This is a genomic window from Aureimonas sp. OT7 (assembly GCF_014844055.1).
Classification (GTDB): domain Bacteria; phylum Pseudomonadota; class Alphaproteobacteria; order Rhizobiales; family Rhizobiaceae; genus Aureimonas; species Aureimonas altamirensis_A.
This window is the reverse complement of record NZ_CP062167.1, coordinates 433409-457086: the sequence shown is the minus strand read 5'-3', so window position 1 is coordinate 457086 and position 23678 is coordinate 433409. Positions and strand designations below refer to the sequence as shown.

The window sequence follows — 23678 nt, the reverse complement described above, 5'->3', positions numbered from 1 at the left end:
TCATGCGGAAACCTTCTGGCCCAGCCGTTCGCCGCTATAGCGCTTCTCGCGGATGGGTCGCCACCAGGCCTCGTTGTCGAGGTACCAGCGCACGGTCTTTTCGAGGCCGCTCTCGAAGTTCTCCTGCGCCTTCCAACCCAGTTCCGTTTCGATACGTGTCGCATCGATCGCATAGCGCAGATCGTGGCCGGGCCGGTCCGTGACGAAGCGGATCAGGTCGCGGCGCTTGCCCCCGTCGGCAAGCGGCCGGAGCCTGTCTAGCGTATCGCAGATCGTCTCGACGACGGTCAAGTTGGACCGCTCATTGCGCCCGCCGATGTTATAGGATCGGCCCGGCTCTCCGTTGGTGGCGACCAGCACCAGCGCGCGGGCATGATCTTCCACGAACAGCCAGTCACGGACGTTCTCGCCTTTGCCGTAGACCGGCAGCTCCTTCCCTTCCAAACCATTCAGGATGACCAGGGGAATGAGCTTTTCAGGGAAGTGATACGGTCCGTAATTGTTCGAGCAGTTCGAAAGCACCACCGGCATATGGTAGGTGTGATGCCAGGCCATCACCAGATGGTCAGACGACGCCTTGGAGGCCGAATAAGGCGAAGACGGCGCATAAGGCGTATCTTCGGTGAACAACCCGCCGCCCAGCGGAAGCTGGCCATACACCTCGTCGGTCGAGATATGGTGGAAGCGGAAGCGCTCCTTGCGGGCATCATCAAGCCCAGACCAGTATCCGCGCGCCGCTTCCAGCAGCTGATAGGTGCCGACGATATTCGTTTCGATAAAATCCCCAGGCCCATCGATCGAGCGGTCGACATGGCTTTCGGCGGCAAGATGCATGATCGCATCCGGCTGCGTTTCCCCAAGGACCCCTTCCACGAAGGCCCGGTCGCAGATATCGCCCTGCACGAAGCGGTAGCGGGTGTTGCCCTCCAGCTCCGCCACCGACCCGAGCGTCGCTGCATAGGTCAGCTTGTCGAGATTGACGACCTCATGCTCCGTATCGTGGATGAGATGACGACACACCGCCGAGCCTATGAAACCGGCGCCGCCGGTCACGAGGATTTTCATCGATCAAGCTCCATAAACGAAGGGCGTTTCGACATGCGAGAGGAGCGGCGCCGCTTCATCTTTCGCCGAAAGAATGGGCCGCTGTCCAGCCAGCGGCCAATCAATGCCGATATCGGGATCGTCAAAGCGGATGGAGCGGTCATGCGCGGCGCTGTAGGGCGCGGAAACCTTGTAGAAGACCTCCGTATCCGGCTCCAGCGTTAGGAAGCCATGCGCGAACCCCGCAGGCACCAGTATCTGGTTGAAGGCGTCCGCCGACAATTCCAGCGAGACCCAATTGCCGAAAGTAGGCGAACCCCTTCTTATATCCACAGCGACGTCCAGGATGCGGCCCCTGAGGACGCGGACCAGCTTGTCCTGCGCAAAGGGTGGCTCCTGATAATGAAGGCCGCGCAGGGTGAACGGTTCGGCCGAGAATGACTGGTTGTCCTGAATCCAATCGGTCCCGACGCCCGCATCGTGAAAGCGCTGCCGATTATATGTTTCGGCAAAGAAGCCACGGTCGTCGCCGAACTTGCGGGGCTTGATCTCAAGCACGTCCTGCAAGGCAAGCCTTTGTATATCGAGCATCATCTCTCCATGAAAGTCGCCACCTCGGCAGGGTGGCCCACGATGCATATTCGTTTCAGATCGCTCTAGACCAAATCCGGCAGAAAGGAAAATCGCCCTTTGGTAGGCGTATCGCCGCGCTATGCAGGAAAATCTTTCGCAGCCGGCAGTCTTCCGGTAGAAGGCGGCGATTGTTTGCATGGAGTGGGACAGGCCTATGAAGGGGATCATCCTCGCCGGCGGAAGCGGAACGCGTCTGCATCCGATGACGCTCGTGGCATCGAAGCAGCTTCTGCCCGTCTACGACAAGCCGATGATCTATTATCCGCTGTCTGTCCTGATGTCCGCCGGGATCCGCGAGATCCTCATCATATCCACGCCGCACGATTTGCCGCGCTTCCAGGCCCTGCTTGGCAGCGGAGAACGGCTCGGGATCAAACTTTCCTACGCAGAGCAGCCCAGCCCGGACGGCCTGGCGCAGGCCTACCTGATCGGCGAGGAGTTCATCGGCGGCGAGCCATCGTCGCTGATCCTGGGCGACAACCTCTTCTACGGCCATGGCCTGCCCGAACTGCTGCGCAACGCCTCCGGCCGCGCCAACGGCGCCACGGTCTTCGCCTACCACGTCAGCGATCCCGAACGGTATGGTGTGGTCGAGTTCGGCCCGGACGGCCGCGCCGTTTCCATCGAGGAAAAGCCGGAAAAGCCGAAATCCAACTGGGCCATCACCGGCCTTTATTTCTACGATGGCCGCGCATCTGAGATCGCGCGCAGCCTCAAGCCCTCCCCGCGCGGCGAACTCGAGATCACCGACCTCAACAAGATCTATCTCGAGGAAGGCAAACTCGCCGTCGAACCGATGGGACGTGGCTTCGCCTGGCTCGACACCGGTACGCCGGATTCGCTGCTGCAGGCCGCGGAGTTCGTACAGACGCTGGAACAGCGGCAGGGGTTCAAGGTCTGCTGCCCGGAAGAGATCGCCTTCGTCAACGGGTTCATCGATGCCGACCAGTTGCGGTCGCTCGGCCGCGAACTCGGCAAGAGCACCTATGGCCAGTATCTCCTGCGCATAGCCGACGACGGTCTCGCGACCCCGTTCTGACCGGTCGGCAGGCACAACCTGTCATTGTTTCGTCATCGAGTTGTCATGCGGGTGTAGCGCCCTTTTGCTTGGAAGCGGCATCGCCACAGCAAGAGGTTCGCCCCCGTGCGCCACCCCATGACCCTGCCCCTCGCCGCATTGCTTCTGACGTCATCGGCCTTGTCCGCGACGGCCGAGCCCGTGTTCAACCGCATCGCGTCCTTTCCGGTCGCGCTGAACCTGCCCGAGGGTGTCGACCGCGACAGCGAGACCTCTGCCGAGATCATCGCCGCTTCCAGTGACGGGTCGATGCTCGTCTATTCCGACAGCCCGCATGGCGGCATAGGCTTCATCGACATCACGGATGCCAGGGCCCCGAAGGCGGCCGGATACGTGACCTTCGAGGGTGAGCCGACATCCGTCGCCACGGCCGGGGCCAATGTACTGGTGGGCCTTCGTACATCGGATTCGAAGACGGACCCGACGGGTGAACTGGCCGTCGTTTCACTGTCCGGCCATCAGGTCGTGGCCACCTGCGACCTCGGCGGCCAGCCGGATTCCGTCGCCGTGTCGCCGGACGGAACGCTGGCGGCAGTCGCGATCGAGAACGAGCGCGACGAAGATCTGAACGACGGCGCCCTGCCCCAGATGCCGGCCGGCTATGTGGTGCTGCTTGCGCTGTCGAACGGACTTCCGGACTGCCAAAGCCTCAGGAAGGTCGACGTGACGGAGCTTGCCGAAATCGCCCCGGAGGACCCGGAACCCGAATTCGTCGCCTTCAACGATGCCAACGAGCTGGCCGTCACCCTGCAGGAGAACAACCACATCGTGATCATCGACGGTGCGTCCGGTGCCGTCACAGGCCATTTCAGCGCCGGGACCGTTGCGCTGGAGGGGATCGACACCGAGGACGACGGCGTCCTTTCCTACTCGAACACGCTCGACGCCCGCCCGCGCGAGCCCGATGCCGTCAAATGGCTGGGCAGAGAGCGTCTGGTGATCGCCAATGAAGGCGACTGGAAGGGCGGTACGCGCGGGTTCACCATCTTCAACCGCGATGGCACCGTTTCCTACGAATCCGGGCCGTCGTTCGAGATGCATGCCGCGCGGGCCGGCCATTATCCGGACAAGCGGTCCGACGCAAAGGGGGTGGAGCCGGAGGGGCTCGAGGTCGCGCGCTTCGGCGACGACGACCTGATCTTCGTCCTGTCGGAGCGCGGCTCCGTCGTCGGCGTCTACCGCGATACGGGCGGTGAGCCCGAATTCGTCCAGTTGCTGCCCTCAGGCATATCGCCGGAGGGCGCTGTCGCCATCCCCGGACGCAATCTTCTGGCGACGGCCAACGAGGCCGACCTGGTGGAAGACGGCGCCGCGCGCAGCCATGTCATGCTGTTCGAGCGTGGCGAGGGCAAGCCGGCCTATCCGCAGCTCGTTTCCGACGATCGGGACGGCAGACCCATCGGCTGGGGCGCCTTGGGGGCGCTCGCCTCGGATGCCACGCGGGCCGGCAGGCTCTATGCCGCCAGCGACAGCGTCTACAAGGGCGCGCCGACCATCTTCACCATCGACGCCACGGCATCGCCCGCACGGATCGTCGATGCCATCACCGTGACGGAGAACGGCGAGCCCGCGGGCAGGCTGGATATCGAGGGACTTGCCATCGACGGCAAGGGCCGCTTCTGGCTCGCCAGCGAAGGCGATGCCGCGAAGGAGGTTCCACACAGGCTGGTGCATGTCGACGCATCCGGCGCCATCGTCGAAACGGTTGCGTTTCCGGAGATCCTCCTGGCCGGCCAGACGCGGTTCGGCGCCGAGGGTATCGCGCTCGACGGCGACAGGCTCTGGGTTGCCATCCAGCGCCCATGGGGCGACGATCCCGCCGGCACGACGAAGCTGCTCGCCTATGACCTTGAGACGCAGCAGTGGGGCGCCGTGCGCTACCCGCTGGAGGCGCCGGCGCAAGAGGGCGCCTGGGTCGGCCTGTCGGAGCTGACGATCCATGACGGGTATGCCTATCTGATCGAGCGCGACAATCTGATCGGCGACAAGGCCGCGTTGAAAAGCCTGACGCGCGTCAGCCTTGCCGATATGCAGCCGGCCGCGCTGGGCGGCGACCTTCCGGTCGTTCGCAAGGAGCTTGTCCGCGACTTCATTCCGGACCTCAAGTCGCAGACCAACGGATACGTGGTGGACAAGGTCGAAGGCTTCGCCATCGACGCCGAAGGCTACGGCTTTGTGGTCACCGATAATGACGGTGTCGACGACTCGTCCGGCGAGACGCTCTTCTTCGGGATCGGCCGCATGGACGAGCAGTCGGCCGGGCTCTCCAACCGATAAGGCCTATGCCCTGGCGGGGTCCCGCAGTATAGAGGCAACACAACGCTTCAATCTGTCGGACTTCGCCGGGATATGCTGCAGCCAGCCTTCCACATCCGAAGCTACGGACTGTGCCACCCGCCGGAGCGGCACACCTTCGCGCAGTTCGTGCTGCCGTTGCGCGGCAGCTTCGAAATGGAGATCGGCGGACGCACAAATCGTGTGTCTCCCATGCGCGCCGCCTTCGTGGAAGAAGGCGTATCCCATTGCCAGGAGGCGACCGGCGCAAACCGGTCCCTGATCGTCGATGTCGACATGACGCTGCTGCCGGCCTGCCAGATAGACCGGCTTCGCCTTCGTCCCTTTCCAGCCATATCGCGCATGTCGGCCCGCCTGGTCGAATACATGGCGCTGGCGACGGCAGGCACGCACGATACGGCGGCGCTTGGGGCGCAGCCGTGGCTGGCGCTTCTGGTCGACAGTCTTGCGGATACCGGGCCGACGTCCCGTGATGCCTTCGATGCCATGCTGGCGGCCGTGGATACACGCCCGCAGGACCGCTGGACGACCCGTTCGATGGCGCAGGCCGCCGGAATGAGCGTCAGCCGCCTGCACGACCGGTTCCGGACGGCGATGGGCACCACGCCGCACGCCTTCCTGGACGCGGCGCGCCTGCGGCGGGCCGGCGATCTGCTGGCCACCGGAACATTGCCGCTGGCGGACGTCGCCCTTGCCGCCGGCTACGGCGACCAGAGCGCCTTGTCGCGCGCCATGCGCCGCACCCTGGATACGACGCCGGCCGCCTATCGCCGCGCCATGCGAGAAAACGCCGCTTCGTCGTAGAAATCGTCAATCCGGGGCAGGCAAAACCGGTTACCCAAGGCTACGATCCAATCAAGACGGGGCGGACGCGCCATGAAACTGACCGACTTCGACACGCTGACCTTCGATTGCTACGGAACGCTCATCGATTGGGAGAGCGGCATGATGGAGGGCTTGCGCAGCCTGACCGGGCGCCTGAAGAACAGCCTGACCCGCGATCAGATCCTGCAGGCGCATGCCCGGCACGAGTCCGCCCAGCAGGCATGGACCCCGGCCCGCCCCTACCGCGACCTCCTGGCCATCGTCTACAAGCGCCTCGCGGAAGAATGGGGGATCGAGGTTTCGTGGGCGGACTGCGAGGCCTATGGCGACAGCGTCAAGGACTGGCCGGCCTTCCCGGATTCAGCGGAGGCGCTGGCTTACCTCAAGTCGCATTATCGCCTGGTGATCCTGTCCAATGTCGACAATCGTTCCTTCGCGCACAGCCAGCGCAAACTGGGGGTCGCATTCGACGCCGTCTATACGGCCGAGGACATCGGCTCCTACAAGCCGGCCGCCCGGAACTTCGAGTATATGCTGGACAATCTCGGAGCGCTGGGGGTGGAAAAAGGCCGTATCCTGCATACGGCGGAAAGCCTCTTCCACGACCATGGGCCCGCCAACGCCGCAGGCCTGAAAAGCTGCTGGATCTATCGTCGGCACGCGCAATCGGGCTTCGGCGCGACGATGGACCCCGGCGTCATGCCGCACGTCGATTTTCGCTTCGACAGCATGGCAGACCTGGCCGCGGCCCATCGCGCCGAAACGCGCTAGCTATTCTCCACCAAGCGCCTTGCGACGCCGGTGCAGTTCGTCCAGCGTCTCCTGCTGCTCTTCCAGCCGACGGGCGATGTTTTCCTCGTTGGCTGCCCCGGAGGCCGCTGCCGCGGCCTCCGTCAGGTCGCGCATATTGGCTTCCACCATCTGGATCTCGCTATCCAGGGCCGCACGCTCGTCCGTTTCACTCATTATCGGGTCTCCATTCTGAGAGTCCGTATGGATGTGGGTCGGCGCCGGCCAAGGGCAATGCGCCTCAGGCCGGCGGGCACTCCACCGCGATGGCCGTCGCCTCGCCCCCGCCGATGCAAAGGGCGGCGATGCCGCGCCGAAGACCCCGGGCCCGAAGGGCGTGGACGAGAGTCACGATCAGGCGCGCGCCCGTCGCCCCGATGGGATGGCCGAGTGCGCAGGCGCCGCCATTGACGTTCAGCCGCTCGCGCGGAATCGACAGTTCGCGCGCGGCCGCCATGGCCACCAGCGCGAAGGCCTCGTTGATCTCGAACAGGTCAACATCGCCGACGCTCCAGCCCAGCCGGTCGAGCAGCCTGGCGATCGCCGGGATGGGCGCCGTGGCGTACCATGCCGGCTCCTGGGCATGGGTGGCATGGCCCAGTATCGTGGCCAGCACGGGCAGGCCGTGTGCGCGTGCGTGCGCGGACGTGGTCAGAAGCAGCGCGGCCGCGCCATCCGCGTTGACCGAGGCGCTTGCCGCCGTGATGGTGCCATCGGGCCTGAACGCCGGCTTCAGACCAGGTATGCGCTCGGGCTGCACCTTCATCGGATGCTCGTCCGTGTCCACGACGGTTTCGCCGCCCTTTCCCGATAGGGCCATCGGCACGATCTCGGCCGCGAAGGCGCTGTCGGCCACCGCCGACCGGGCACGCGTCAGGGTTTCCATGGCGAAGGCGTCCTGGTCGGCCCGCGAGAACTGATAGGCGGCGGCGACCGCCTCGCCGAAATCGCCCATCGGACGCCCTTTCTCATAGGCGTCCTCAAGACCGTCCAGCATCATGTGATCGAACACCGTGTCGTGGCCGACGCGGTAGCCACTGCGGGCGCGCTTCAACAGATAGGGGGCATTCGACATCGACTCCATGCCGCCGCTGACCACCACCGACGCCGATCCGGCGCGGATCAGGTCGTGCGCCAGCATGGTCGCCTTCATGCCCGAACCGCAGACCTTGTTGATCGTCGTGGCGGCGACGCTGTCGGGCAGGCCAGCACCGCGCACCGCCTGCCGCGCAGGCGCCTGGCCCTGGCCGGCCGGAAGGACGCAACCCATGAGCACCTCGTCCACGGATGCGCCATCCTCGATCCCCGCCCGCTCGAGAGCCGCCGCGATCACATGGGCGCCGAGCTGCGGCGCCTCGAACGGCGCGAGGGAACCCGACAGCCGCCCCAGCGGCGTACGGACGGCAGAGACGATGACGACGGACTGATCCGATGCGGACATTCTGGTGACCTCCCGAGGACGCGCGCTGTTCACCGCGCTTGCGACTGGACGTCTTATGCAGCATCTTGCGGTCGGGGAACACCAGCCTCGCACCATTGCGACGGAGCGATGCTGCATTGCAAAATGCGCGCACGGGCGATTTTCACGATACGCCCGGGTTGCGAACATACATGCACCGATGTATCTATGTCGCACTGCAAATCAGACGCGTCGACCCATGCCCGGAGTCCGCGCTGTCGCCCGTGCGGCCCGACGCCGCAACAGCAAAGGCATCCCGATGCGTAGATTGAAGACACTCGTCCTGCTGCCCCTCGTGGCATCGACACTGTTTCTGGCCGCCTGCCGGGACGAGCAGCAGGCCGGCGGCGGCGGCGCTCCGCAGATGCCGCCAGCCCAGGTCGGCATCGTGACCACCCAGCGCGAGGCCTTGCCCGTCGTCTCCGATCTGCCGGGGCGCATCGCCCCGACCCGTATCGCCGAGGTGCGTCCGCGCGTGGGCGGCATCATCGTGCGCCGCGTCTTCGAACAGGGCTCCGACGTGCAAGAGGGCCAGCCGCTGTTCGAGATCGACCGCGCGACCTACGAGGTCGAGGTGGAGGCCGCCCGTGCCGCCGTCATGCGCGCCGAGGCCGTGCTCATGCAGGCCAACCAGGACGCCGAACGCGCACGCCAGCTTGTCTCGACGCGTACGACCAGCCAGTCGAGCCTCGACACCGCAATCGCGACGCAGAAGCAGGCGGAGGCCGACCTCGCATCGGCGCGGGCCTCGTTGCGCGGCGCGGAGATCAACCTCGACTACACTACGGTCCGGGCGCCGATCGCCGGCCGGATCGGCCGTGCGCTGGTCACGGAGGGTGCCCTCGTCAGCCAGAACAATACTGAAGCGCTGGCCACCATCCAGCAGCTCGACCCGGTCTACGCCGACGTCCAGCAGCCGGTAACGGAGCTCATCCGCCTGCGCAACGCGCTGGCCCGCGGCGAGCTGGAGCAGATCGAGCCGGACGTCGCCAAGGTCAGCCTGATGCTGGACGACGGCTCCAGCTATGGCGAGCCGGGACGACTCCTGTTCTCGGAAGCCACGGTCGATCCGGCCAGCGGCCAGGTGACGCTGCGCAGCGAGTTCCCCAACGCCGACGGCAATCTCCTGCCGGGCATGTATGTGCGCGTCGCGGTGGAGCAGGGTATCGACCAGGCCGCCATCGCCGTGCCCAGCCAGGCCGTGCAGCGCGATACGGCGGGCCGGGCGCAGCTCTTCGTGCTCGACCCGGACAACAAGATCATGCTCCGCAACGTCGTCATCGGCCGCGCCATCGGCAACCGTGCGGTCGTTTCCCAGGGTCTGGATGCGGGCGAGCGCGTCGTCGTGGACGGGTTCCAGAAGACCGGTCCGGGCGCAACCGTCGAGCCTGTCGAATGGACCGATCCGTCCCAGGCCCAGCCGGCCGGGGCCGATCCGGCCGCGGCGAATGAGGGCGCTGCCCAGACACAAACCCCGACCGAGGCCGCGCCGCAAGGCGATGCGGCTCCGGCCGCCCAGACGGCCGAATAAGGGACCGACAGCCAGATGCCTCGTTTTTTCATCGACCGACCCATCTTTGCCTGGGTGGTCGCGATCTTCATCGTACTGGCCGGCGTGATCTCGATCCCGAGCCTGCCGATCTCCCAGTACCCGAACGTCGCACCGCCGCAGCTGACCATCTCGACGAATTATCCCGGCGCGTCGCCGGAAGACCTTTATCTGCAGGTCACGAAGCCGATCGAGGAAGAGCTGAACGGCGTTCCCGGCTTGATCTATTTCGAATCGACGAGCGATGCGAGCGGCCGGGTCGAGATCACCGTCACGTTCGAATCCGGCACCAATATTGCCCAGGCAGTGGTCGATACGCAGAACCGGATCAAGCGCGTGGAAGCGTCGCTGCCGTCCGTCGTGATGCAGCAGGGCCTCCAGGTCGAGGAGGCGGGCTCAAGCTTCCTGATGGTCGTCTCGCTGATCGCAGATGAAAATTCGAACCTCGACGCCGTCGGGCTGGGCGACTATCTCAGCCGCAACGTCATCAACGAGATCCGGCGTGTGCCGGGCATCGGCCGCGCCCAGCTGTTCGCTTCCGAGCGGGCCATGCGCATCTGGCTCGATCCCGACAAGCTCATCGGGCTCAATCTCTCGGTTGGCGACGTTACCACCGCTATTCAGTCCCAGAACGCGCAGGTTGCAGCCGGCTCGATCGGCGCGCAGCCGAACCCGGTCAGCCAGCAGACCACCGCGACCATCCTGGTGCGGGGCCAGTTGTCGACCCCGGAGGAATTCGGAGCCATCGTTCTGCGATCCAACGAAGACGGATCGCTGGTCCGCCTCCGCGACGTCGCGGATGTGGAGATCGACGCCGAATCCTACGCCTTCACCACCTTCCTGAACGGCCAGCCCAGCGCCGCGATCGGCGTCCAGCTATCGCCCACCGGCAACGCGCTGGCCGCGGCCGAGGGCGTGGAAGCGGTGATGGCGCGGCTGCAGCCCCTGTTCCCGCAGGGGGTCACCTACGACATCCCCTACAATACCGCCCCCTTCGTCGAGGCATCGATCGAGAAGGTCGTGCACACGTTGATCGAAGCCATCGTGCTCGTCTTCGTGGTGATGTTCATCTTCCTGCAGAACTTCCGCTACACGATCATTCCAACGCTCGTCGTGCCGGTTGCCTTGTCAGGCACCCTCGCCGTCATGCTTGCGGCAGGCTTCTCCATCAACGTCCTCACCATGTTCGCCATGGTGCTCGCCATCGGCATTCTCGTCGACGACGCCATCGTGGTGGTCGAGAACGTGGAACGCATCATGGCGGAAGAAGGGTTGCCGCCGCTGGAGGCTACCCGCAAGGCGATGTCGCAGATCACCGGCGCGATTATCGGCATCACGCTGGTGCTCGCTTCGGTGTTCATCCCACTGGCCTTCTTCCCGGGTTCCGTCGGCGTCATCTACCGTCAGTTCTCGCTGACGATGGTGACCTCGATCCTGTTCTCGGCGTTGATGGCCCTGTCGCTGACGCCGGCGCTTTGCGCCACCTTCCTGAAGCCGGTGAAGGCTGGCCATAACCATGCCAAGGGCGGCGTGTTCGGCTGGTTCAACCGCGGCTTCGACAAGACCTCGCGCGGCTACAGCAACATCGTGGGCCGCTCGGTGCGAAAGGCCGGGCGCCTCATGCTCATCTATATCGCCCTGCTGGCCGGTCTCGGATATTTCTACGTCCAGATTCCGAGCGCCTTCCTGCCGCAGGAAGACCAGGGCTACCTGATCGCCAGCTTCCAGGGCCCCGCCGGCGCGACGGCCAACCGCATGCGCGAAGTGACGCGGCAAAGCGAGGAGTTCATCCTTGCCGACCCGGCCGTCGACAAGATGATCACCATCCAGGGCTTCTCCTTCTCGGGCACCGGGCAGAATGCGGGCCTCGCCTTCATCACGCTCAAGGACTGGTCGGAGCGGACCGGCGAAGGGCAGAGCGCGGGCGAGCTCGGAGGCGCCTTCACCATGCGTCTCCTTCAGTTCCGCGATGCCATCGCCTTCGCCCTGTCGCCGCCGCCCATCCAGGGTCTCGGCAATGCGGGCGGTTTCGAGTTCCGCCTTCAGGACAGGGGCGGCCAGAGCCCGGAAGCGCTTGCCGCTGCCCGTGACCAGTTGCTGGGCGCGGCCTCGCAGAGCCCCGTCCTGACGGATGTCCGCTTCGACGGCCTGCCGGACGGGCCGCAGCTGATCATCAATATCGACCGGGAAAAGGCCAACACGTTCGGTATCACCTTTGCCGACATCAACAACACCATCTCCACAAGCCTCGGGTCCAACTACGTCAACGACTTCCCCAACAATGGCCGCATGCAGCGTGTCATCGTGCAGGCGGACGAGAGGGCGCGCATGGATGCCGAGCAGGTGCTCCAGCTCAACGTGCGCAACGCCCAGGGCGGCATGGTGCCGCTGTCGGCGGTGGCGACGGTGGACTGGACGGTCGGCACGTCGCAGTTGATCGGTTACAACGGCTATCCTTCGGCCCGTATCACCGGTTCCGCGGCTCCCGGCTTCTCCAGCGGCGAAGCGATCGCCGAGATGGAGCGGCTGGCGGGAGACCTGCCGCAGGGTTTCGCCTTCGAATGGACGGGCCAGTCACTGCAGGAGATCGCATCCGGCTCGCAGGCGCCGATCCTGATCGGCATGGCCATGCTGTTCGTATTCCTGTGCCTCGCGGCGCTCTATGAAAGCTGGTCCATTCCCTTTGCGGTCATGCTCGTCGTGCCGCTCGGCATCATCGGCTGCGTCGCCGCCGTGCTGCTGCGGGGCCTGGAGAACGACGTGTACTTCACCGTCGGCATCATCACCATCATCGGACTTTCGGCCAAGAACGCCATCCTGATCGTGGAGTTCGCCAAGGATCTGCGTGCCGAAGGCAAGGGACTGATCGAAGCGACCGTCGAGGCGGCGCATCTGCGGTTCAGGCCGATCCTGATGACCTCGCTGGCCTTCACCATGGGCGTCATACCCATGGCGATCGCCACCGGCGCCAGCGCGGCCAGCCAGAACGCCATCGGCACGGCCGTCATCGGGGGCATGATTTCGGCCACCGTGCTGGCCGTGTTCTTCGTGCCGATCTTCTTCGTCTTCGTGATGCGGACCTTCTCGCGGGACAAGCCGAAGAAGGACGAGGCCCCGGCACCCGTGCAAGGCGCCTGACGGACGCGCCTGCACCAATAAGAGCCCAAACGAAAAGGCCGCCCGGCGTCATGCCGGGCGGCCTATTTCTGGTCCGAAGTCCGTCGGCGCTCAGGCGCCTTTTCGGTTCTGCCTGTTGTCGATGAGGTCATCGACCACACCGGGATCCGCCAGGGTGGACGTATCGCCGAGGGCGCCGAAATCGTCTTCCGCGATCTTGCGCAGAATGCGGCGCATGATCTTGCCGGAGCGCGTCTTGGGCAGGCCGGGCGAAAACTGGATCTTGTCCGGAGAGGCGATGGCCCCGATATCGGCGCGCACGTGCTGGACCAGCTCCTTGCGCAGATCGTCGCTGGGCTCGATGCCCTCCATCAGCGTGACATAGCAATAGATGCCCTGCCCCTTGATGTCGTGCGGATAGCCGACCACCGCCGCTTCCGACACCTTCGGATGCGCCACGAGGGACGATTCCACCTCGGCCGTGCCCATGCGGTGGCCGGAAACATTCAGGACGTCGTCGACCCGCCCGGTGATCCAGTAATAACCGTCGGCGTCGCGCCGCGCGCCGTCACCGGTGAAATATTTGCCGGCATAGGTTGCGAAGTAGGTCTGTTCGAAGCGCTCGTGGTCACCGTAGACCGTACGCATCTGGCCTGGCCAGGAATCGACGATGCAGAGGTTGCCGTCGGCCGCACCCTCCAGGACGTTGCCCTCATTGTCGACGATCTGCGGCTGCACGCCGAAGAAGGGGCGCGTTGCCGAGCCCGGCTTCAGCGGGGTGGCGCCGGGCAGCGGGGAAATGAGGATGCCCCCCGTTTCGGTCTGCCACCAGGTGTCGACCACCGGGCATCGTTCGTCGCCGACCACACGGTAGTACCAGGTCCACGCCTCGGGATTGATGGGTTCGCCGACCGACCCCAGAACGCGCAGCGACGCGCGCGACGTCTTGCGCACCGGCTCGTCGCCGGCGCCCATCAGGGCCCGGATGGCCGTCGGCGCGGTATAGAAGATCGCGACCTTGTGCTTGTCCACGACCTGCCAGAACCTCGATGCGTCCGGATAGCTCGGGACACCCTCGAACATCAGCGTCGTTGCCCCGTTGGCCAGCGGCCCATAGACGATGTAGCTGTGCCCGGTGACCCATCCGACATCGGCGGTGCACCAGTAGACCTCGCCTTCGCGATAGTCGAACACATGGGCATGCGTCATCGAGGCATAGACGAGGTAACCGCCAGACGTGTGCAGGACGCCCTTGGGCTTTCCCGTCGAGCCGGAGGTATAGAGGATGAACAACGGATCCTCCGCGTTCATCTCTTCCGGCGGGCAATCGTCCGAAACGGTTTCGCGCGCCTCATGCCACCAGATATCCCGCCCGTCGACCGTGTCGACGGCGCCGCCGGTGCGCCGCACCACGAGTACGGTCTCGACCGCCTGGCCGGCCTTTCCGGCAATCTCCACCGCGCGATCGGCATTCTTTTTCAGGGGGATCGTACGCCCGCCGCGCAGGCCCTCGTCGGCGGTTATCAGGACCGAGGAGCCCGCCCCTTCGATACGGCCGCCCAAGGCGTCCGGCGAAAAGCCGCCGAAGACGACCGAATGGATCGCCCCGATCCGCGCGCAGGCCAGCATGGCGTAGGCCGCTTCGGGGATCATCGGCATGTAGATGGTCACGCGGTCGCCGCGCTTGACGCCGCGGCCCTTTAGGACGTTCGCCATCCGGCAGACTTCGCCGTGAAGCTCGCGATAGGTGATCGCCCTGCTTTCGGCGGGATCGTCGCCCTCCCACAGGATCGCGGTCTGGCCACCCCGGGTTTCGAGATGACGGTCGATGCAGTTGGCCGCGACATTGAGGGTACCATCCTCGAACCAGCGGATGGACACGTTGCCAGGGGCAAACGAGGCGTTCTTCACCGTTTCGAACGGCTTGATCCAGTCGATCCGCCGGCCGTGCTCGGCCCAGAAACCGTTAGGATCTTCGATGCTGCGGGCGTACCAGTCGGCATAGGTACTCTCGTCCAGGCGGGCGCCCTTCTTCCATTCGTCCTTGATGGCGACGACCGAAGTCTCCATTCCATTCCTCCCAGCATTTCATCTCGACAGGCGACGCGCGGCTGTCCTGCATGCAATCTAGTCAGCAGCGAGCGCAAAGGGAATTGCCGCCGGCCCCTTATTGCCGCACGGCATGCCGCAATTCTGCGACAGGGTCGGCGTCAGGAGCCATCCCCCTCTTCCACCGGCCCGCCCAGAACGTCCTTCACGTAAAGCTCGCTTACCAGGGTCTGCGCGACGGCCAGCATGGGCACGACAAGGATCAGGCCCAGAAGCCCGAACAGCACGCCGAACAGAAGCTGCGCGCCGACCATCAGCGCCGGGGCGATGGAGGAGGTGAACCGTTGGGCGATCGGTTCGGCGACATTGCTTTCCACGCCCTGGATCAGCAGGTAGACGCCCAGCGCCCACAGGGCCATCTCCATCCCTTCCGACCACGCGGCCAGGACGATGATGACGCCGGCGGCGAAAGGCCCGATGGTCGGAATGAAGGCAAGGAAGCCGGCCTGCAGGGCCAGCAGGAAGGCATAGGGCATTCCGATCGCCCACAGGCCGATCCACGAGACGACGAAGACGATCAGCATGGAAATGCCGACCCCGGCAAGCCATAGGCGAAGCGAATGCGCGCTCTTGCGCAGCACCTCGTCGAATCGGGCTCGCTTGTCCTTCGGCACGAGGCTGACCAGCCCGCGACGGTACAGCCCAGGCTGCCACGATATGAAGATGGCCAGGAAGAGCATCACGAAGATGTTGCCGAACCCGCCAAGCACGGAGAACAGGGCCTGCGACGCCGAAGAGAAGACGCCTGAGGGATCGGGCAGAAGCTGGCTCAGCGTATTCCCTTCCGATCCTTCCCCGACGGGAAGACCGCTATCGCGAAGCGCATCCATCGCCCGTCCGAACTGCTGCTCCACGGCGCCGAACAACTCGTTCCACTGCTGGACGAGCGCCACGCCGCCCAGGGCGACAGGCGTTGCGACAAGGGCGAAGATGGTGAGATAGGATAGAAGCAGCGCCACCGGCCTCGGAATGCCGATCCGCTGGAACACCTTGGAGCAACCGTCGAAGATGGCCGCCAGGATGAAACTGGCGAACAGGATGAAGACGGCGGACGAGCCGACGTACAAGGTCAGCAGCCCGACCACCATGGCCAGCACGATCGCGGTAATCGTAACGGTCTGGCGGGCAATGTCCGGCGAAGAGGATTGTCGAAACACGATGTGGGACTTTCGGGCGGTTGCGGGCACCCGGGAAGTAGGACCCGCCCCCGTCATTCACAGGGTGCCGGGCATTTGTTTCACGTGAAACCGGATCAGGCGACGGCGTTCCTTGCGCCGAAGATCGCGCTGCCGACACGAACGCCCGTTGCCCCGAAGGCGACGGCGATTTCGTAATCGCCGGACATCCCCATGGACAGCTTTGCCAGGCCGGCTTCGCGAGCCAGCTTGCGCAGCAGCGCGAAGTGCGGACCGGGGTTTTCGCCGGCCGGCGGAATGCACATGAGGCCGTCGATCGCCAGGCCGTGCACCTCGCGGCATCGCGTTATGAAATCGAGCGCCTCCTGCGGCGCGATACCGGCCTTCTGCTCTTCCTCACCCGTATTGACCTGGACATAGAGCCTGGGCGCACGCCCCTGCCGCTCGATCTCCCTGGCCAACTCCCGGGCGATCTTCTCCCTGTCGACGGTTTCGATGACGTCGAAAAGCGCAACCGCATCGGCGGCCTTGTTGGACTGAAGCGGGCCGATCAGATGCAGGCGGATATCGGGACACTCCGAACGCAGCGCGGGGAACTTGGCTTGCGCCTCCTGCACCCGGTTTTCGCCGAAGACGCGGTGCCCTGCCTCCAGCGCAGGGCGGATGTGCGTTGCGTCGTAGGTCTTGGATACGGCGACGAGTTCGACCGAACCGTCCGGCCGCCCGGCCTCCTGCTCCGCCTTGCGCAGATGCCCCAGGACTTCAGCGAGTTGCCCGGCCACGTCGATCATCGAAAGCGATCCCCATTTCGTTCCACCGGCGTCGGCTGTACCCCAGTTTGGTCCGATCCGACACCCTGCGCTGTTGACGGAGCGGACGGGGCATGGTGAAGCACTCCTTAAACATAACAGCACCGCCGAAAGATCGCCGCGTCACCATGGCCACAGAACGTTACAACCCGCGCGCCGCCGAACCCCGCTGGCAGGAGGCCTGGTCGAGCGCAAAGCTCTTCGAAACGCGAGACGACGCGCCGGGTGAGAAATACTACGTTTTGGAGATGTTCCCCTACCCATCGGGACGCATCCATATCGGCCATGTGCGCAACTATGCGATGGGCGACGTCGTCGCGCGCTACAAGCGCGCCAAGGGCTTCAACGTGCTGCATCCCATGGGCTGGGACGCCTTCGGCATGCCGGCGGAAAACGCCGCCATGCAGAACAAGGTCCACCCGCGCGAGTGGACCTACGCCAACATCGCCGCCATGCGCGGACAGCTCAAATCCATGGGCCTGTCGCTCGACTGGTCGCGCGAATTCGCGACCTGCGACGTCGACTACTATCATCGCCAGCAGATCCTGTTCCTCGACCTGCTCAAGGAAGGACTGGCCTATCGCCGCAAAAGCAAGGTCAACTGGGATCCGGTCGACCAGACGGTGCTGGCCAACGAACAGGTCATCGATGGCCGCGGCTGGCGCTCGGGTGCCGAGGTCGAGCAGCGGGAACTGACCCAATGGTTCTTCCGCATCACGCGCTACGCCGACGAGCTGCTGTACGCGCTGGACACCCTGCCGGGCTGGCCGGAAAAGGTCCGCGTCATGCAGAAGAACTGGATCGGCCGGTCCGAGGGTCTCCTGCTGCGCTGGGCCCTGGCGGGCAACGAGCGTCTGTCCGTTGCCGAGATGTCCGGCGAAGGCGTCGGGCGCGAGGTCGAGGTGTTCACCACGCGTCCCGACACGCTGTTCGGTGCTTCCTTCATCGCAGTGGCGGCAGACCACCCGCTGGCGCGCGCGGCAGCCGCGACGGACTCCAAGCTGGCCTCCTTCATCGCCGAGATCCGGCGCGGCGGCACCAGCACCGAATCCATCGAAACGGCTGAGAAGCGGGGCTACGATACCGGCCTGCGCGCCGTCCACCCGCTGGATCCGGCATGGACGGTCCCGGTTTACGTCGCCAATTTCGTGCTGATGGAGTATGGCACCGGCGCCGTCTTCGGCTGCCCGGCCCACGATCAGCGCGACCTCGAATTTGCCCGCGCCTACGACCTGCCGGTCAAACCCGTCGTCCTGCCCGCCGGCGCGAAGCCGGCCGACTTCGCCATCGGCGACGAGGCCTATGTGGGCGACGGCACCTTGTTCCATTCGAGTTTCCTCGATGGGATGACGCCGGACGTCGCCTTCGACGCGGTCGCCGAACGCCTGGCCGGAACCCAGCTCAACGGGCGCCCGCAGGCAGAGCGGCGGGTCAACTTCCGCCTGCGCGACTGGGGTATCTCACGCCAGCGCTATTGGGGATGCCCCATACCCGTCCTCCATTGCGATGCATGCGGGATCGTGCCCGAGGCCCCGGAAAACCTGCCCGTCGTACTGCCCGACGATATCGATTTCGACACGCCCGGCAATCCGCTCGACCGTCATCCCACCTGGCGGCAGGCCACCTGTCCGCAATGCGGTGGCCCGGCCCTGCGCGAAACGGATACGATGGATACGTTCGTGGATTCGTCGTGGTACTTCGCGCGCTTTACCGCGCCGCATGCCGCGCAGCCGACCGTTCCGGCGCTGGCCAATGCCTGGCTGCCTGTCGACCAGTATATCGGCGGTGTCGAGCATGCGATCCTGCATCTCCTGTATTCCCGGTTCTTCACACGCGCCATGAGCGCCTGTGCGCACATGGCCGTGGACGAACCCTTCAAGGGCCTGTTCACGCAGGGCATGGTGGTGCACGAGACCTATCGCGATGGGCGGGAATGGGTGGCACCGGCCGATATCGTGCTGGAGGAAACAGATGGGCGCCGCATCGCCCGCCGGCTGTCCACCGGGCAGGAGATCGAGATCGGCCCCATCGAGAAGATGTCCAAGTCCAAGAAGAACGTGGTGGACCCGGATGACATCATCGCCTCGTACGGGGCGGATACGGCACGATGGTTCATGCTGTCGGACTCCCCGCCCGATCGGGACGTCATCTGGACGGAAGCCGGCGTCGAGGGGGCGTTCCGTTTCGTCCAGCGCCTGTGGCGCGTCGTCAACGAGGCGGCGGAAACGCTGCGCGCCGCGCCTGCGGGCGGCGTCACCGACCCGGCCCTGGCAATGGACGTCAGGCGTGCGGCGCACCGGGCTGCGGCCGGTGTGGCCGACGATATCGAGCGGCTGGCCTTCAACAAGGCGGTGGCGCGCCTGTATGAACTGGTCAACACACTGTCGGCGGCATTTTCCACGCCCGCCTTCGCCGCAGACCCGGCCGTCCGGGACGCGGGCGCGGAGGCCCTGTCCATCCTCATAAGGCTTGTGGCGCCGATGATGCCGCATCTGGCCGAAGAGTGCTGGCAGGCCGCAGGGCATGATGGCCTCGTGGCCTCGCAGCCCTGGCCGAACGTCGATCCGGCGCTGCTGGTGGATGACGAAATCGTGCTGCCGGTGCAGATCAACGGCAAGAAGCGCGCCGATCTGCGCGTTGCCAAGGACAGCCCCATTGAAGAGATTGAAGCGGCGGTTCTCGCCCTAGATGTCGTGCTTGACGCACTTGCGGGGGCCAGCCCCAGGCGCGTCGTCGTCGTACCCGGAAGGATTGTCAATGTCGTTCTCTGATCTCCCGCGGCTGCGCCGCGTCTGCACCGCCAGCGCGCTGGCCGGCCTTGCCCTGCTGGCGGCCTGCACCTCGGGCCCTGCCTACGCACCGCCGCAGACATCGACGGGACCGGCTTTCGACGGCCCTGCCCTGCTGACCGACATGCGGGGGCGCGTGTCGGTGGCGGCAGCCGCGACGCGCACCGATCAATTGTTCCGCAACGCGCTCGTCTATCGTCTCAATGGTGCAGACCCTGTGTCCAGCCCCCTCTATGAGGTGCGCTACATCGTGACGGCGTTGGACGAGGTCACCTCGGTCGAGAGCGGCACGGGTGTTCCGTCGGCGGCCTCCTACCGTATGCAGGCCGACTATACGGTCATCCGCCTGTCGGACGGCGAGACGATCGGCGCGGGGTCGCGGTTCAGCACCGTGCCCTACGACCGTAACTCGCAGCTCTACGCCTCGCAGAGCGCCGTGGAAGATGCGCGCGCCCGCGCCGCGCGGGAACTGGCCGACCGCGTGGGTATGGCCGTCCTGCCGGTTCTGAAGCGCGAAGCGCCGCAAAGCTGACGCAACCGGCATGGCTCAGAAGAAGGCCGGCGAGGTCGACGCATTCCTGTCGCGGCCGGACACGTCCTTTCCGGTCCTTCTGCTCTACGGGCCCGATACCGGGCTTGTCTCGGAACGCTCGGCGCGCGTGGCCGCCTTGTCCGGTGTCGACCTCGGCGACCCCTTCGCCAGCATCACCCTGTCCGCCGACGAGCTGGAGAAGTCCATCGGCCGCCTGTTCGACGAGGCCAATACCGTCTCGATGTTCGGCGGGCGCCGGCTGATCCGCATCCGGAATGCGGGCAACGGCAAGGCTTTGGCCGATGCCGTGGCGGACCTTGCGGCCAACCCGCCGGCCGAAACCACCATCGTCATCGAAGCCGGCGAGCTTCGGAAATCATCGGCGCTCCGCGTCAACGTGGAACGCGGCCGGGCCGCCCTCGCCCTACCCTGCTATCCGGACGAACAGCGCGGGCTCGACCGGCTCATCGACGAAGAATTGGCGGCTGCCGGCCTGTCCATCGACCGGGCGGGGCGGGACCTGTTGAAAAGCCGTCTCGGTGCCGACAGGCTGGCATCGCGCGGGGAAATCCAGAAGCTGTGCCTATATGCGCGCGGCCAGGCCACGATCACCAGCACCGATATCCTGTCCATCGTCGGTGACGTATCGTCCGAAACGGTCGACGAAGCCATCGATGCCGCGGCCTCCGGCGAGGTCCGCCGACTGCCCCATCTCATCGACCGCCTGATGGGGTCCGGGGTCAGTGCCTTCCAGATTCAGAACCCGATGCTGCGCCATTTTCAGCAATTGCAGCTCATGCGGCAGGAGATGGATCGCGATGGCAGATCGGTAAAGGATATCGTTGCGCGGCGCCGCGTTCATTTCAGCCGGCAAGGCGCCCTGGAAGCAGCGCTTTCGCTATGGTCGCAGGACTCGATTGCCGCCGTGTTGCGACGCATGGAGACCGACATTCTGAAGAGCCGCAAGGAAGCGGCCCTTCAGCAGGTCATCACCTTTCGTCTGCTGATGGACATCGGCGTGGAAGCAGCGCGCTCCCGCCGAAACTGACTGTCAGGCGTCGACGCTGCCGCCCTGCAGCAGCCGGCACAGGTCGTCGAGCTGCTCCAGATTGCCGAACTCGAGGGTCAGTATGCCGCCCTCGCCCTTCAGCCGCACGCTCACCGGCATCTGCAGCGCCTCGGCCAACAGCTTCTCGAGTGCCGCCGTATCGGCGTCCTTCGGCGCATCGGCGGCTTCCGTTGCCGTTGCGGGGCCGGCCGGACCGGGCTTCCGTGTCCGCCGCGTCGGAACAACGTCGTCTCCACGCGCAAGCTTTTCCGCCTCGCGGACGCTGAGCCCGCGCCCGATCACCTGCCGGGCAAACGCTTCGGGATCGTCCATGGAAATCGCGCTGCGTGCGGCACCGGGCGACAGCTCACCCTTCACCACCATGGTGCGGACGGCATCGGGAAGCTTCAGAAGCCGCAGCGTATTGGCGACATGGCTGCGGCTTTTGCCGAGGATGTCGGCAAGGTCGGCCTGCGTGTAGCCGTGCTCATCGATCAGCATCTCGTATCCGAGCGCCTCTTCGATGGCGTTCAGATCGGCGCGCTGGACGTTTTCGATCAGGGCGATTTCCAGCGACTCCCGGTCGCTGATGTCCCGGATGACGACAGGAACGTCTTTCAGGCCGGCGGCGCGTGCCGCCCGCCACCGCCGTTCGCCTGCGACGATCTCCAGCTCGGTCTGGCCCGGCACCTTGCGTGCGAGGATCGGCTGGACGACGCCGTGATTGCGCACGGATGCCACCAGTTCCGCATGATCGGCATCTTCGAAGGTGCGGCGCGGATTCTTGGGGTTCGGCGTCAGGGCCGAAACCGGAACCTTGCGCTCTCCCCCGGTCTGCGGCTGCGCCACAAACGGACGCGGCGCGAGCCCGCCCGAAGCCTCCCGGCCGGCATCGCCAGCCCCGCCGATCAGCGAGGCGAGGCCCCGTCCAAGGCGGGCACGCGACTTGTCTTCCTTCATCTGGTCCCTCTTCATGCGGCGAGCATTTCGCGTTCACGCTGGATCACTTCGGACGCCAGGCGGATATAGGCCTGGCTTCCCGGGCATTTCATGTCGTACAGGATCGCCGGCTTACCGAAGGACGGTGCCTCCGAAACGCGGACATTGCGCGGTATGACCGTCTGGTAGACATGGTCGCCCATATAGGTGCGCACATCGGCCACCACCTGCTCGGCCAGGTTGTTGCGGCCGTCATACATGGTCAGCACGATGCCGTGCAGCGCCAGTGTCGGGTTCAGCGTATCGCGGACCTGCTCGACCGTTTCCAGAAGCTGGCTCAGCCCTTCCAGCGCGAAGAACTCGCATTGCAGCGGCACGAGGATCGAATCCGCCGCCGCCATGGCGTTGATGGTCAGGAGGTTCAACGACGGTGGGCAATCAACCAGTACGAAATCGAACTGGGATCGCGTCAGGCTATGCTCGTGGAGGGCATCGCGGAGCCGATAGGCACGCTCGGCAGCGGAGGCGATTTCCATCTCGACACCCAGCAGATCGAGCGTCGAGGGAATCAGCGAAAGATTGGGGACGACCGTCTGCATGGCCGCCTGCGCCACGGACGCATAGCCGAGAAGCACGTCGTAGGAGGAGCGCTCGCGCACGGCCTTTTCGACGCCGAGCCCCGTGGAGGCGTTACCTTGTGGATCCAGATCGATAAGCAGGGTCTTCCTGCCCACCGCAGCCAGGGCCGTTGCAAGGTTGATTGCAGTCGTCGTCTTGCCGACGCCGCCCTTCTGGTTGGCGATCGTTATGACCCGCATGCGCCCGGATGACAAACTATCCACAGGATGCTCCTGTCGCCTCTTTCGACCGGCGCCGAATGTTTCACGTGAGACACGTCATGCAGCCACGGGGCGGCAGTTCCGGATCTCCAGGATAACGGATTCGGCCTCCGTTCTTGACGGATGCTTTACCATGTCGAAGTGCCAATGGGCAGTGGCGTCGGCAACTTCGCGCTCATGCGCGCGGCCCTTCAGGAAGTAACACACAGCTTTCGGCTCAATTGAGGGTGCTACGAGTCCCAGCAGACTTTCCAGCGATGCAAGCGCCCGCGCGCTGATCGCGCCCGCCTGCTCGAGCACCGCGCCCGCCGCTTCGATCCGCTGGCAATGGACGTTTGCCGGCAACGACAGCTCGCGGATCACGGTGCGCAGGAAAGCCGATTTTTTGGCATTGGCTTCGACGAGATCGACGTGATGTCCCGGTCGCTCCGCGGCAAGGCAAGCCAGGACCAATCCGGGAAAGCCGCCGCCCGACCCGATGTCGGCCCAATGCCTTACCGGGCCGGCCACGGAATTCAGCCAGAGGCCGTCTTCGATATGGCGGCTCCAAAGTGTCGGCAGCGTCGAAGGCGCAACCAGATTGATATGCTTCTGCCACGTACGAACAAGGCTCGCATAGGCGGCCAGCCTGTCCCGCGTTTCACGTGAAACAGGCCAGCGATCCAGCACCGCCATCATGTCGCCGTCG

At 65.2% G+C, this 23678-nt stretch carries 19 protein-coding genes; 9 read left to right on the top strand and 10 right to left on the bottom strand.

Annotation, left to right across the window (positions count from 1 at the left end):
* Positions 1-1065 (bottom strand): dTDP-glucose 4,6-dehydratase, encoded by a 1065-nt coding sequence (rfbB, locus tag IGS74_RS02175; RefSeq protein ID WP_192389008.1) that lies wholly within the window; start codon positions 1063-1065, stop codon positions 1-3.
* 3 nt (positions 1066-1068) lie between these two features.
* Positions 1069-1635, bottom strand: coding sequence for a dTDP-4-dehydrorhamnose 3,5-epimerase (rfbC, locus tag IGS74_RS02170; protein ID WP_192391303.1), 567 nt, complete (start codon positions 1633-1635; stop codon positions 1069-1071).
* Between the two features lie 196 nt (positions 1636-1831).
* On the opposite strand from rfbC, the gene rfbA reads away from it, so the two are divergent.
* The 4 genes from rfbA (at position 1832) to IGS74_RS02150 (ending at position 6646) form a co-directional block, all read left to right on the top strand.
* Complete coding sequence (gene rfbA, locus IGS74_RS02165) at positions 1832-2716, top strand: glucose-1-phosphate thymidylyltransferase RfbA (protein WP_192389006.1); 885 nt, start codon at positions 1832-1834, stop codon at positions 2714-2716.
* Between the two features lie 117 nt (positions 2717-2833).
* On the top strand, positions 2834-5032 hold the full coding sequence (locus IGS74_RS02160) for an esterase-like activity of phytase family protein (RefSeq protein WP_192389004.1): 2199 nt from the start codon (positions 2834-2836) through the stop codon (positions 5030-5032).
* A 72-nt stretch (positions 5033-5104) separates the two neighbouring features.
* On the top strand, positions 5105-5854 hold the full coding sequence (locus IGS74_RS02155) for an AraC family transcriptional regulator (protein WP_192389002.1): 750 nt from the start codon (positions 5105-5107) through the stop codon (positions 5852-5854).
* A gap of 72 nt (positions 5855-5926) precedes the next feature.
* Entirely contained in the window at positions 5927-6646 is a 720-nt protein-coding gene (locus IGS74_RS02150) for a haloacid dehalogenase type II (RefSeq protein ID WP_192389000.1), read from the top strand.
* Here IGS74_RS02150 and IGS74_RS02145 read toward each other — a convergent pair whose 3' ends face one another.
* Positions 6647-6841 (bottom strand): hypothetical protein, encoded by a 195-nt coding sequence (locus IGS74_RS02145; protein ID WP_192388998.1) that lies wholly within the window; start codon positions 6839-6841, stop codon positions 6647-6649.
* Between the two features lie 64 nt (positions 6842-6905).
* Positions 6906-8105 (bottom strand): acetyl-CoA C-acyltransferase, encoded by a 1200-nt coding sequence (locus IGS74_RS02140; RefSeq protein WP_192388997.1) that lies wholly within the window; start codon positions 8103-8105, stop codon positions 6906-6908.
* A 277-nt stretch (positions 8106-8382) separates the two neighbouring features.
* On the opposite strand from IGS74_RS02140, the gene IGS74_RS02135 reads away from it, so the two are divergent.
* Positions 8383-9654, top strand: coding sequence for an efflux RND transporter periplasmic adaptor subunit (locus IGS74_RS02135; RefSeq protein ID WP_192388995.1), 1272 nt, complete (start codon positions 8383-8385; stop codon positions 9652-9654).
* A 15-nt stretch (positions 9655-9669) separates the two neighbouring features.
* Positions 9670-12810, top strand: a complete 3141-nt coding sequence (locus tag IGS74_RS02130; RefSeq protein WP_192388993.1) for an efflux RND transporter permease subunit — start codon at positions 9670-9672, stop codon at positions 12808-12810.
* A 90-nt stretch (positions 12811-12900) separates the two neighbouring features.
* On the opposite strand, the gene acs is transcribed toward IGS74_RS02130, so the two are convergent.
* The 3 genes from acs to IGS74_RS02115 form a co-directional block, all read right to left on the bottom strand.
* The gene (acs, locus tag IGS74_RS02125) at positions 12901-14859 is read right to left on the bottom strand and encodes an acetate--CoA ligase (RefSeq protein ID WP_192388991.1); all 1959 of its coding nucleotides are present in this window, start codon (positions 14857-14859) and stop codon (positions 12901-12903) included.
* Positions 14860-14999: 140 nt separating this feature from the next.
* Positions 15000-16055, bottom strand: coding sequence for an AI-2E family transporter (locus IGS74_RS02120; RefSeq protein WP_192388989.1), 1056 nt, complete (start codon positions 16053-16055; stop codon positions 15000-15002).
* A gap of 95 nt (positions 16056-16150) precedes the next feature.
* Complete coding sequence (locus tag IGS74_RS02115) at positions 16151-16825, bottom strand: YggS family pyridoxal phosphate-dependent enzyme (RefSeq protein WP_192388987.1); 675 nt, start codon at positions 16823-16825, stop codon at positions 16151-16153.
* A 146-nt stretch (positions 16826-16971) separates the two neighbouring features.
* On the opposite strand from IGS74_RS02115, the gene leuS reads away from it, so the two are divergent.
* Genes leuS through holA form a run of 3 tightly spaced genes read left to right on the top strand, consistent with a single transcriptional unit; the run spans position 16972 to position 21212 of the window.
* Positions 16972-19614 carry a leucine--tRNA ligase gene (leuS, locus tag IGS74_RS02110; RefSeq protein ID WP_192388985.1) on the top strand — a complete coding sequence of 881 codons (2643 nt, stop codon included), beginning with the start codon at positions 16972-16974 and terminating at the stop codon, positions 19612-19614.
* Positions 19601-20164: an LPS assembly lipoprotein LptE gene (gene lptE, locus IGS74_RS02105; protein ID WP_192388977.1), complete on the top strand. Its 564-nt coding sequence runs from the start codon at positions 19601-19603 to the stop codon at positions 20162-20164. The genes leuS and lptE overlap by 14 nt, the downstream gene beginning before the upstream one ends.
* 10 nt (positions 20165-20174) lie before the next feature.
* The gene (holA, locus tag IGS74_RS02100) at positions 20175-21212 is read left to right on the top strand and encodes a DNA polymerase III subunit delta (RefSeq protein WP_192388975.1); all 1038 of its coding nucleotides are present in this window, start codon (positions 20175-20177) and stop codon (positions 21210-21212) included.
* 3 nt (positions 21213-21215) lie between these two features.
* Here holA and IGS74_RS02095 read toward each other — a convergent pair whose 3' ends face one another.
* The 3 genes from IGS74_RS02095 to rsmG all read right to left on the bottom strand — a co-directional run bounded on the left by IGS74_RS02095 (position 21216) and on the right by rsmG (position 23668).
* A complete protein-coding gene (locus IGS74_RS02095; RefSeq protein WP_192391302.1) occupies positions 21216-22172 on the bottom strand; it encodes a ParB/RepB/Spo0J family partition protein in 957 nt (318 codons plus the stop codon).
* Between the two features lie 11 nt (positions 22173-22183).
* The gene (locus IGS74_RS02090; protein WP_192391301.1) at positions 22184-22969 is read right to left on the bottom strand and encodes a ParA family protein; all 786 of its coding nucleotides are present in this window, start codon (positions 22967-22969) and stop codon (positions 22184-22186) included.
* 78 nt (positions 22970-23047) lie between these two features.
* Positions 23048-23668 (bottom strand): 16S rRNA (guanine(527)-N(7))-methyltransferase RsmG, encoded by a 621-nt coding sequence (rsmG, locus tag IGS74_RS02085; protein ID WP_192388973.1) that lies wholly within the window; start codon positions 23666-23668, stop codon positions 23048-23050.
* Between the last annotated feature and the right edge of the window lie 10 nt (positions 23669-23678).